The 9,836-nt window shown below is 35.5% G+C and carries 12 protein-coding genes; 8 read left to right on the forward strand and 4 right to left on the reverse strand.

The window, feature by feature from the left end; translation table 11 throughout:
• Positions 1-343: 343 nt before the first annotated feature.
• Positions 344-676: a hypothetical protein gene (locus AC1DOS_RS14535; RefSeq protein WP_477538072.1), complete on the reverse strand. Its 333-nt coding sequence runs from the start codon at positions 674-676 to the stop codon at positions 344-346.
• Positions 677-1,197: 521 nt separating this feature from the next.
• Here AC1DOS_RS14535 and AC1DOS_RS14540 point away from each other — a divergent pair.
• The gene (locus tag AC1DOS_RS14540) at positions 1,198-1,662 is read left to right on the forward strand and encodes a hypothetical protein (RefSeq protein ID WP_477538073.1); all 465 of its coding nucleotides are present in this window, start codon (positions 1,198-1,200) and stop codon (positions 1,660-1,662) included.
• Here AC1DOS_RS14540 and AC1DOS_RS14545 read toward each other — a convergent pair.
• On the reverse strand, positions 1,618-2,307 hold the full coding sequence (locus AC1DOS_RS14545; protein WP_477538074.1) for a helix-turn-helix transcriptional regulator: 690 nt from the start codon (positions 2,305-2,307) through the stop codon (positions 1,618-1,620). The genes AC1DOS_RS14540 and AC1DOS_RS14545 overlap by 45 nt on opposite strands.
• Before the next feature lie 239 nt (positions 2,308-2,546).
• Here AC1DOS_RS14545 and AC1DOS_RS14550 point away from each other — a divergent pair, with 239 nt between their 5' ends.
• From AC1DOS_RS14550 to AC1DOS_RS14565, 4 genes are all read left to right on the forward strand, one after another.
• Positions 2,547-3,842 carry an MFS transporter gene (locus tag AC1DOS_RS14550; protein ID WP_477538075.1) on the forward strand — a complete coding sequence of 432 codons (1,296 nt, stop codon included), beginning with the start codon at positions 2,547-2,549 and terminating at the stop codon, positions 3,840-3,842.
• Between the two features lie 224 nt (positions 3,843-4,066).
• Positions 4,067-4,453 (forward strand): RidA family protein, encoded by a 387-nt coding sequence (locus AC1DOS_RS14555; protein WP_477538076.1) that lies wholly within the window; start codon positions 4,067-4,069, stop codon positions 4,451-4,453.
• A gap of 130 nt (positions 4,454-4,583) precedes the next feature.
• On the forward strand, positions 4,584-4,772 hold the full coding sequence (locus tag AC1DOS_RS14560) for a hypothetical protein (protein WP_477538077.1): 189 nt from the start codon (positions 4,584-4,586) through the stop codon (positions 4,770-4,772).
• Between the two features lie 16 nt (positions 4,773-4,788).
• Positions 4,789-5,739 carry a sugar phosphate isomerase/epimerase family protein gene (locus AC1DOS_RS14565; protein WP_477538078.1) on the forward strand — a complete coding sequence of 317 codons (951 nt, stop codon included), beginning with the start codon at positions 4,789-4,791 and terminating at the stop codon, positions 5,737-5,739.
• 358 nt (positions 5,740-6,097) lie between these two features.
• Here the strand turns inward: AC1DOS_RS14565 and AC1DOS_RS14570 are convergent, their stop codons facing one another.
• Positions 6,098-6,571, reverse strand: coding sequence for a MarR family winged helix-turn-helix transcriptional regulator (locus AC1DOS_RS14570; protein WP_477538079.1), 474 nt, complete (start codon positions 6,569-6,571; stop codon positions 6,098-6,100).
• Positions 6,572-6,722: 151 nt separating this feature from the next.
• On the opposite strand from AC1DOS_RS14570, the gene AC1DOS_RS14575 reads away from it, so the two are divergent.
• From AC1DOS_RS14575 to AC1DOS_RS14585, 3 genes are all read left to right on the forward strand, one after another.
• Positions 6,723-7,307: a DUF3238 domain-containing protein gene (locus AC1DOS_RS14575; protein WP_477538080.1), complete on the forward strand. Its 585-nt coding sequence runs from the start codon at positions 6,723-6,725 to the stop codon at positions 7,305-7,307.
• A gap of 142 nt (positions 7,308-7,449) precedes the next feature.
• Entirely contained in the window at positions 7,450-8,034 is a 585-nt protein-coding gene (locus AC1DOS_RS14580) for a DUF3238 domain-containing protein (RefSeq protein ID WP_477538081.1), read from the forward strand.
• A gap of 71 nt (positions 8,035-8,105) precedes the next feature.
• A complete protein-coding gene (locus AC1DOS_RS14585; RefSeq protein WP_477538082.1) occupies positions 8,106-8,732 on the forward strand; it encodes an FMN-dependent NADH-azoreductase in 627 nt (208 codons plus the stop codon).
• Between the two features lie 176 nt (positions 8,733-8,908).
• Here the strand turns inward: AC1DOS_RS14585 and AC1DOS_RS14590 are convergent, their stop codons facing one another.
• Positions 8,909-9,424 carry a DoxX family protein gene (locus tag AC1DOS_RS14590; protein ID WP_477538083.1) on the reverse strand — a complete coding sequence of 172 codons (516 nt, stop codon included), beginning with the start codon at positions 9,422-9,424 and terminating at the stop codon, positions 8,909-8,911.
• Positions 9,425-9,836 lie beyond the last annotated feature (412 nt).

Raw genomic sequence — 9,836 nt, forward strand, 5'->3', positions numbered from 1 at the left:
CACAAAATTTTACTACCACATACATTTCAAGGCTCTCATCGATTCTTCTATCGGATCTACAATATAGCTCTGTTGTATTTTGTGAAGTGGAATAAGGTGATGGACATGAATAAAATCTTTCCCTAGTTCTCCATATGTGTTTTCAAAATTCAAATCACAAACTTGACGTTTGACCAAATCAAATAAGAATGAAGAGTATATCTAAAATGGATTGAATCAAAATGAGTCTACCGAGATGGTAGGCTCTTTTTATATTCGTTAATCAAGTCACTTCTTTTCAGACAGTGATATTAAAAGAACTAACGAACCCCTTTGGGCTCCAAGAAGGTTCACAATTTATTATTTATGCAGGATTTATAYACCGTTGATAAATCACCGTCTRCTCACGCTCAGCTTGATACTTACTGGACCTCTTAACAAAACTTACCTTTTCGGCCAATTGTTTGAGGACATGAGGAGATAAAGATTGTTGTAATTCCAGCGAAAACAGGTTCAATTCATCTGAAACATTACGATACATAAAAAGCACCATCCTTTCCATATTTACAGAAAGGATAGCGCTTTTTTCGTTTAGGGGGTAACAATTTGCCTTAGCTTGATGGGCATGTGGCGGTACCCCATCAATAAAAAATWACAAATGCCAAGACGTAGTTGTTCTCCGCTGGGGTTTTATCATACGTTCTTCCTCCCTTCTCGTTTTAGTATTCAGGTTAATCTTATTGAGACTATGTAAGTTCAGAAGTACTTGGCTATTTTATTTCCTTGTATGACGTGTTTTTAATAAGTAATTTGATTTTAAACGCCTATGTAATTCATCTTGAGGTTTACTTTGCAGTAGGTTAGATACAACTGTTTTATCGATCGTATCTAATGGACTCTAGAATTCACCTATTACTCCGGGGAATAACGAACGATTTGAATACGAATCAGAGGTGGCTATTTACCCTAGTGTTTTGGATATATACCAGAAAAATGTGGCAAATGCCACAAGTGCTGTGCAGGGATATGGTAATCATGTAATTTGCAATAGGAAGAGGAAAATCGCAAAGGTGAAGTTAGTTGGTAGGCTTGGGAACTGGCAAAATCTACGTTGGTTAACCCCGCAAAGGACTGATGTATCAGGAAAAATGGGGATTGATGGTTTCAGATTAGTTATTTGGAGATGCAAAAGAAAAGAAGAAAAAAAGAAGAAATAATTTGCAATTATATAAAGAGTTACAGACTTACGATTTCAAAGGTTCATATCGGACGCTGTGTAATTTCATAGAAGAATCGAAAGCGCAAAATGATAACACAGATCAAGATAAAGGTGCTGAAAGATTAGAGCACCCTTCGGGTGAAGCGCAAGTTGATTTTGGAGTGATGGAAGCTGTAGAAGATGGGAAAGCACGAGATATTCGCTTACTAATCATGTCCTTTCCTTTTAGTAATGTTGCTTTTTATGAACCGATGCCATCCGAGAATCAAGAATGTTTTTTAGAAGGTCTTAAAAAATTGTTTAAAAAAGCTGGTGGTGTCCCTCGAAAAATCAAAATTGATAACCTGACGCCAGCTGTGAAAAAAAAAGTTTTTCAGTGGCCTCGCCTAGGCTATGCGTATTTTTGGGATTTCTGGTTCTTAATTTGTGGGAGAAGTCCTGTCCTCATGTTTAATTTTTGCTAAATAGCGATAGACGCTAGGTTCTGACATCTCAATACTTTTTGCAACTTCCATCACTCCACCTTTTAGTAAAAAAACACCTTTTTTTTCTAACTCGGCAATAATGGATTCTTTTACGCGTGGGGATAATTCAGCCGTATCGCCACTATAGTTATTTAACACTTCACTTATAAGGGTGCCCATTAATTCATCAATATTCTGCCCAAGACGTTCTTCTTGTTTCGCGGGTTTGACTGATGTAGGTGCAATAAGTGTCGATAAATCCTTCAATCCAATTAACCCATCTATTTTATTTCGAATATCTATTAAATCAGAAACTAAAATATTTATGCATAACATACCAATTAACTTACCCTCTGTATCTTTAATGTAATAACTCGACGATCGACAAATTCTACCGTCCTGAAGCATGGATTTATAGTTGGTAATATGAGCTTCCGTTAAATAGCTTTTGCTTTGTAGTACTTCTAAAGCCAAATCTGTAAGCGGACCACCGAGATGCCGTTTACTTAAATTGCCCGCCAAAGCAATAATTGAAGAGTCGGGCTGATTCGTATCATGAAGAATAACCTCGCAATCAGATCCTACTATTTCATGTATATAACTTACTAAAGGTATATATTGTTCCAATATTCCACGGTGTGACATGTTTTTTAGTACCCCCTTATTATTTTGAAACTTTCTATATGTCTATCTATTATAGCTATTTTCGACAACGCTTTCTAGTAATGCATAATAAAAATCGGATTTTTCAGAAAGTACGTTGACGTAATAATTTTCAGATGATATTATTTCAATAATAAGTTATTTCAATAATAAGTTATTATTACTGATAAATTTTTATTCTTATTTAAAGCGATAACATAATTAAAAAGAGGGGGTTCACGATGGGGAAGGCAAAAACTCAGGCGAAAAAATGGTTTACTTTATGTATATTGATTTTGGGTGGAGGTACAATATTTAAATTATCATCGCTTAAAGATGCATTTTATATTCCAATGCAAGAACATTTTCATCTTACACATACACAAATCGGGTTGGCATTATCAACGTATGCAATTGTTCAAACAATTGGCTATGTGTTCTCAATTTATATTGCTGACAGATTTTCCAAAAAGATATTGATTCCTATTGGTTTGATTGGAACGGGTTTAATTGGACTTTATCTGTCGACTTTTCCAAGTTACTATGGAATTTTAGTTGCCTGGGGTGGAATGGCATTATTCGCTGATCTACTGTTTTGGCCTGTTTTGATAAAAGCCGTAAAATTACTTGGAGATTCGGGTGAACAAGGAAGGATGTTCGGATTTCTAGAAGCCGGTCGCGGAGTTGTTGATACGATAGTTGCGTTTTCGGCTTTAGGTATTTTTATGTGGCTAGGATCAGGTGCTGCTGGATTTAGAGCTGCTATTTTATTTTTTGCAATAACTACAATTGTTGTCGGTATCATCTCTTATTTCTTTGTCGAAGATGACGTGGTCATAAAGATTGTAGAAGACGGCGAAGAACTAAGTAGAAATAAGCAAGCGCTTAAAGGCGCACTTCAAGCATTGAAAATACCAGAACTTTGGGTTGCATCTTTTGTCATATTTTCGGTTTACTCGGTTTACGCTGGGATAACCTACTTCATACCGTTCCTAAGAGAAATATATGGAATGCCAGTTGCGTTGGTCGGAGCATATGGAATTGTGAATCAGTATGGATTGAAGATGGTTGGTGGTCCGGTCGGTGGACTATTAGTAGATAAAAAGTTTAAATCGGCTACGAAATATTTACGATTTACATTTCTATTATCGGCAGTTGCAATGGTTATTTTTATCCTGTTACCACATGAAACGATGAATATTTATATTGGAATGGTTGCAACTTTAGGTTTTGGAGCAATTATTTTTACGCAGCGTGCCGTGTTTTTCGCCCCATTGGATGAAATCGACATTCCAGATCAAATTAGTGGTTCTGCCGTCGTAATAGCTTGTTTAGTTGGATACGCACCGTCTATATTTGCCTTTACAATGTATGGCTCTATTTTGGACGCAGCGCCTGGAATTACTGGCTACAGATATGTATTTATGATAATGATTGCATTTGCGTTAATGGGTTTCATTATTAGTAGCTATCTTGCAAAATTAATTAAAAATAAAAAAGAAGCAAACATAAAATATGATACAAATGAAAGAGTGTGATGAACAAATAAAGTTAGGTTTAGAAACAGAAAGTTACCATCTTTTTTCCAAAATCAACGAATGAATATTTTTGATTTTATTCGTAAAACAGTTGAATTCGGGCTAGATTGTGTTCAAATAAATATCATCAAAGACACAAATCTGGATTCTGAATGAGGAACGTTGGGAAGTAGAAATCCCGAACATATAAAAAAAATATTGCAATTAAAAGGAGAAAAACAGTTATGAAAGAAGCGATATTGTCATCTAATGCACCTCGGCCTATTGGACCATATTCACAAGGGGTGGTTTCAGGAGAGCATATATATATTTCGGGACAACTACCATTAAGTGCGGAAACTAATCGATTAGCGGAAGGTATTGAGCATCAAACAAGGCAAAGTTTAGATAATATTAAAAGTATTTTAGAAGAAAAAGAATTGGGTATGGATGCAGTTGTGAAAACAACGATTTTCATGACAGACCTAGTAGACTTTCAAACGGTAAACAGTATATATGCTGAATACTTTACTGAGCCTTTCCCTGCAAGGAGTACTGTTCAAGTAGCAAAACTTCCGATGGATGCCTTAATTGAAATCGAGCTAGTAGCCGAAACCAAAAAGAATAAATAAACGACCTTACGGTGCGATCATCTTTACTCAAAGAGCTGTATTCTTTGCTCCTAATGAGGAAGTAGGAATCCCGGGAGAAATAAGCGGTGCAGCTGTTTCTATAGCCTGCTTAGTAGGATATGCTCCTTCTATGTTTGCATTTATTCTATATGGAAGTATGTTAGATCGATCACCAGGAATAAAAGGCTATAGACATGTCTTTTTGACAATGATTGCGTTCTCGGTTATCGGTTTTATTATTAGCAGCTACTTAGTTAAAATCGTAAATAAGAAAAAAGCAAGTCAAGAAAGTTTAGAAACCAAGGAAATAAATACTTAATTAAAGGTGGGTAAAAATGAGAATCGGATTAGAAACAGAAAGCTTTCACTTGCAGTTTATTACAGGGCGAATGGATATTTTCGGTTTTATTAGAAAAACAGCTGAATTGGGATTAGACGGGGTTATGATAAATATTATTCCATGGCCAGGATTGCCAGGACGGGGCACTTTAGAGTCGTTTGAACCGGAGTATTTAGAGAGAGTAAGAAAAGAAATTCAAAAATATGGATTTTTCGCTGAAATTGACACAAATGGAACGGATCCGGAACATCTAAAAGAGGTCATTGAGGCAGCACAGAGAATCGGAGCAGATGTAATTCGTACGTATTCATGTATGGGAGAGTATGATTCGGAAAGATTGAAAAGAGCACCAAAAGATATAAAAAAAATTGCACCATTATTAGAGAAATACAGAATAAAGCTCGCTGTAGAAAATCATGAGGAAGAATTAACAGATGAGGTTATTCAAATTATTAAGGAAGTCAACAGCCCATGGGTTGGCGCTCATTGTGATGTTGGCAACGGAATGATGGCATGGGAAGATCCAGTTAAAGCTGTAAGAAAATTGGCTCCATACGCATTTACAAGCCATTTTAAAGATCATATTATCATTCATGATGGCGAGGATTATAGGGTATGTGGCGTACCTGTAGGGACAGGCAATATCGATACGGAAGAATGTTTTAAAATACTGGTTGAGAAATCTACCCTGACTAGAATCAACGTTGAAATGTGTTTCCCGTACGCCATTAATTTTAAGAGGGAGCTTGGTGCAGGCGGAGTCTTTGCGGTTGGAGAAGGAGCTTTTAAAGTTGAAAAACCTCCTTATGATTTAAATGTCATTAAACCATTGGATTACTATTATCCTCCAGAAGAACTTTTAGAACAAATGATTGAAGATCAAGAAAAAGGTACAGAACAGTCGGTTAAGTATACGCTTGCTTTACGAGATAAATATTGCCGATAATAAAATTAGGCTATCTTTGCAAATTTTATTGTATTTAACACCCTAAAATATAAGTTAGACATCAAACTTACGAGCTATGCGTCAAAATCAGAAACAAATGCACAAAGTTTACAAGTTTATGCGCATTTGTCACAATTAGAGGTTGAAAAACTGGACTAACCTAAATTATTGAGACAATATAAAACACCTTCGAAGTGGTACTCTTGTAAAAAGTACTTACATCGGAGGTGTTTTTGCATGGGCAAAAACGTATATTCAAGCGAGGTAAATGGGCGGTTGTCAAAGAGAAACTACAGGAATGCTGTACTGTTAGTATGAATTTAAGCACGATCAAAAGTTCCCTTTATAAACTCTAAAATCACCAGACAGGTCTTAACCTCGATGATAGTTTATCTTCATTTTCTTCATAAACTAATTTTGTTAAATCTTCTTTGAGCATTTGCAGACGTTCAGCACCTATGTTTTCAATCCAACGTTGCTCAATCTCAGTTAGTATCTTCTCTTTTGCTTTCACTACTAACCAACCTCGTTCGGTCAAAACAATAATTTTCCCTCTCTTATCAGTGGGATGAGCTTTGCGCATTACATAGCCACTTTTCTCAAGATAATCCACCATTTTACTCACAGCTTGCTTTGTAATTCCTAAATATTCGGCTAGTTCTATACCTGTTGCTCCATTGAGAGTGATGCATTTAAACATAAAACCATGTACAGGTCTAATATCTCCAAATCCCAATTCACTCAATCTGTCATGTAATTCATTAATTGATGTACTAAAGGATAACGATAATAGTGATGTAAGATCCAATTCACTAAATACTTCATGATTCATACATAAAACCTCCTTAAATAAAGTCAATTAGGTTGACTTTATTTGAAACCCATTGTACTATACACCATGTAGTCAATCAAGTTGACCATAGTTCGTTTATAAAAGAAATAGGATTCACCGAAACAAAATTAATACATTATGGAGGGTTCTCATGGCTAACATCGTTAAAATTAGAGGAAGTGTATTTGCACCGTATGCTTGGTTGGAACCTATTAAAGATCCTACAACAGAAAAGATATTCGAATACACTGGTGATGCACGTGAATTTACACCAAACGCTGTAAACACTTCACGGTCAAGATTAGAGCAAGAAGTGATTATTGATTTTTATAAAAAAGAAATTTTCACATATACAAATGCTTGTATCGTAACTGTAAAAGTTACAAATCCAGATGGTTCTATTGATTATAAAAAAGGAAAAACAAGTACAGAAAATATTGTATGTACTAATGTTGTGTGGGGCACTGATGAAGTTTCTTTTGAAATGAGGGCAAGTGCAAGCAATCCTTTAAATGCAGCAGCACCTGCGGCTGATTATTTATTAACTATACAGGTTAACAAGAGTGGTGTTACACAAATTGAAGGTGCACATGATGGGTTCCCCTGCTATGAATTTTATAAACAAACAGATTTTGGTCCATTTGAATTAATATATACACATGATTTCAGAAAAACTGGTGACACTCCAGCAGCGCTAGCTGGGGAAATGGAATACAGTTTTAAAACGACAATCTAGATATAAATACTAAGTAGAAGTTTACAAGCAGCAAATATTAAAGGAAAAGCAATAATTTATACGAAAGAAATTGCGATCTGTTTTGCTCAATGGCTCAATATTATTATCCAAAATAAAATTAAAAATCATAGAGGTGTGTCTCATGACTAATATCGTTAAAGTTAGAGCAAGTGTATTTATTCCAATGTCTTGGACTGAACCTAAGAAGGATACTCAAACAGGAAACGTGATTCAATTCGAAGGTGACTCACGTGAATTTACACCATATGCTGTAAACGCTATGCGTTCCAGAATTGAACAAGAAGTAGTTGTAGATTTTTATAAAAAAGAAATCTTCACATATGCGAATACTGGCATAACAACAGAAAGAATCACAACTACTGATGGTTCCGTTAATAAAAAAACAGGAAAAGCTAGTACGGAAGGTATTTTGTGCACTGATGTTGTATGGAGGTCAGATGACGTCAAATTTCAAATGAGTGCTAGTGCTGGCAACCCATTAAATGTATATGCACCTCCCGTTGATTATCTATTAACTGTACATGTCAAAAAAGATGGTACTGTCGATATTAAAGGTGCACATGACGGATTCCCTTGTTATGAATTTTATAAGCAAGTAAACTATGGTCCGTTTGAAAAGATTCATACACATGACTTCAGAGAAACTGGTGATACAGCTGAAGCTCTAGGTGGAGACATGGAATATAGTTTTAAAAAGATATTGTAAAGACAATAGCATTCCCTTTTTAGGGAATAAATATATAACAACATAAGAGTGAGCAACAGGAGGAAAAGAGAATGGCAACAGTTTTATTTGTAAAAGCAAACAATCGTCCCGCAAACCAAGCGGTGAGTGTGAAATTATATGAGGCTTTTTTAGCAAGCTATAAAGAATCACATTCAAATGATACAGTGGTAGAACTTGATTTATACAAGGAAGAATTGCCATATGTAGGAGTAGATATGATTAACGGTACATTTAAGGCTAGTAGAGGACTTGATTTAACAGCAGAAGAAGCAAAAGCAGTAACTGTTGCTGATAAATATTTAGATCCATTCCTTGCAGCTGATAAAGTTGTATTTGGTTTCCCTTTATGGAATTTAACTATCCCAGCTGTACTACACACATATATTGATTACTTAAACCGCGCGGGCAAAACATTTAAATATACGCCAGAAGGTCCAGTAGGTCTTATTGGAAATAAAAAAATAGCATTATTAAACGCAAGTGGCGGTGTATATTCTGAAGGACCAAAAGCTGAAGTAGAAATGGCTGTTAAATATGTAGCAAGTATGATGAACTTCTTCGGTGTAAAAGATATGGAGAAAGTAGTGATTGAAGGTCACAGCCAATTTCCTGATAAAGCAGAAGAAATTATTGCTGCTGGGCTTGAAAAGGCTGTTAAAGTAGCAAGTACATTCTAATTAATAAAAAACTTCATAAGTAAATTTGGTCATAAAAAACTGCACCTCCAATAGTTAGTTGAGTCTAACAATTGGGGTGCAGTTCATTTACTTGGTAGCTTTTTATATAAAGCCACTGCCCTTGAAATTATAGTTATTTGAAGCAAGTCTCAGAATAAAATTAATACTACTGAGGTTTAAACCTCAACAGCTTCTTTTCCATTTATTGTTTTGGTAGCAAATAGCTTTTCTTTAAGAGTTGGCATAATCATACCATCTACCCCATATCTTCCAGCATTTATAGCAGAAACAAGGATAAACATAGATAATAGAACAAGTTGTGGATTGGTACTTGTCGTGCCACTAAACAGATAAGCTAAGTTCATAGCCAGGCCAAAAAAGACAGCTGTTTTAGTGAAACAACCCACCAATAAACCTATCCCGACGAGGAATTCTCCCCAAGGTACTAACGTATTAAATATCTCTACATTAGGAATGGCTACATTTTCAAGAAATACAACCCACCAACCCTGAACAGCCGGATGCTCTCCGGTTGCCATTGTCAATGCACCCTTTAAGAAACCAGAAGCATCAAATTGTCCGCCTGCTATTTTACCCCAGCCAGCCATAACCCACGTATATCCAAGATATACACGCAACACAGCCAAAAGAATAGAGACATTTTTGTTATGCCTTAAAAGGTCAATAAACATACTTTTCCTCCTATAATTTAAAAAATAATTACTAGAATATAATAACATAATTGAAAATGATTTTCATTATCATTTGTGTTAAAAATATGTAAAAAAGTTTTTACTACAATCGGAAGTAATATAGTCCACGTTAAAGATACAGATTATACATTGTAACGAACCCCTTTGGGCTCCAAGAAGGTTCACAATTTATTATTTATGCAGGATCTATATACCGTTGATAAATCACCGTCTGCTCACGCTCAGCTTGATACTTACTGGACCTCTTAACAAAACTTACCTTTTCGGCCAATTGTTTGAGGACATGAGGAGATAAAGATTGTTGTAATTCCAGCGAAAAGGTTCAATTCATCTGAAACATTACGATACATAAAAAGCACCATCCTTTCCATATTTACAGAAAGGATAGCGC

The sequence above is a fragment of the Paenisporosarcina sp. P5_A11 genome (assembly GCF_056400705.1).

Coding starts and splice junctions, on each gene's coding strand:
- AC1DOS_RS14545 (WP_477538074.1), bottom strand. CDS start 2,307: ATGTCACACCGTGGAATATTGGAACAATATATACCTTTAGTAAGTTAT.
- AC1DOS_RS14550 (WP_477538075.1), top strand. CDS start 2,547: ATGGGGAAGGCAAAAACTCAGGCGAAAAAATGGTTTACTTTATGTATA.
- AC1DOS_RS14555 (WP_477538076.1), top strand. CDS start 4,067: ATGAAAGAAGCGATATTGTCATCTAATGCACCTCGGCCTATTGGACCA.
- AC1DOS_RS14560 (WP_477538077.1), top strand. CDS start 4,584: ATGTTTGCATTTATTCTATATGGAAGTATGTTAGATCGATCACCAGGA.
- AC1DOS_RS14565 (WP_477538078.1), top strand. CDS start 4,789: ATGAGAATCGGATTAGAAACAGAAAGCTTTCACTTGCAGTTTATTACA.
- AC1DOS_RS14570 (WP_477538079.1), bottom strand. CDS start 6,571: ATGAATCATGAAGTATTTAGTGAATTGGATCTTACATCACTATTATCG.
- AC1DOS_RS14575 (WP_477538080.1), top strand. CDS start 6,723: ATGGCTAACATCGTTAAAATTAGAGGAAGTGTATTTGCACCGTATGCT.
- AC1DOS_RS14580 (WP_477538081.1), top strand. CDS start 7,450: ATGACTAATATCGTTAAAGTTAGAGCAAGTGTATTTATTCCAATGTCT.
- AC1DOS_RS14585 (WP_477538082.1), top strand. CDS start 8,106: ATGGCAACAGTTTTATTTGTAAAAGCAAACAATCGTCCCGCAAACCAA.
- AC1DOS_RS14590 (WP_477538083.1), bottom strand. CDS start 9,424: ATGTTTATTGACCTTTTAAGGCATAACAAAAATGTCTCTATTCTTTTG.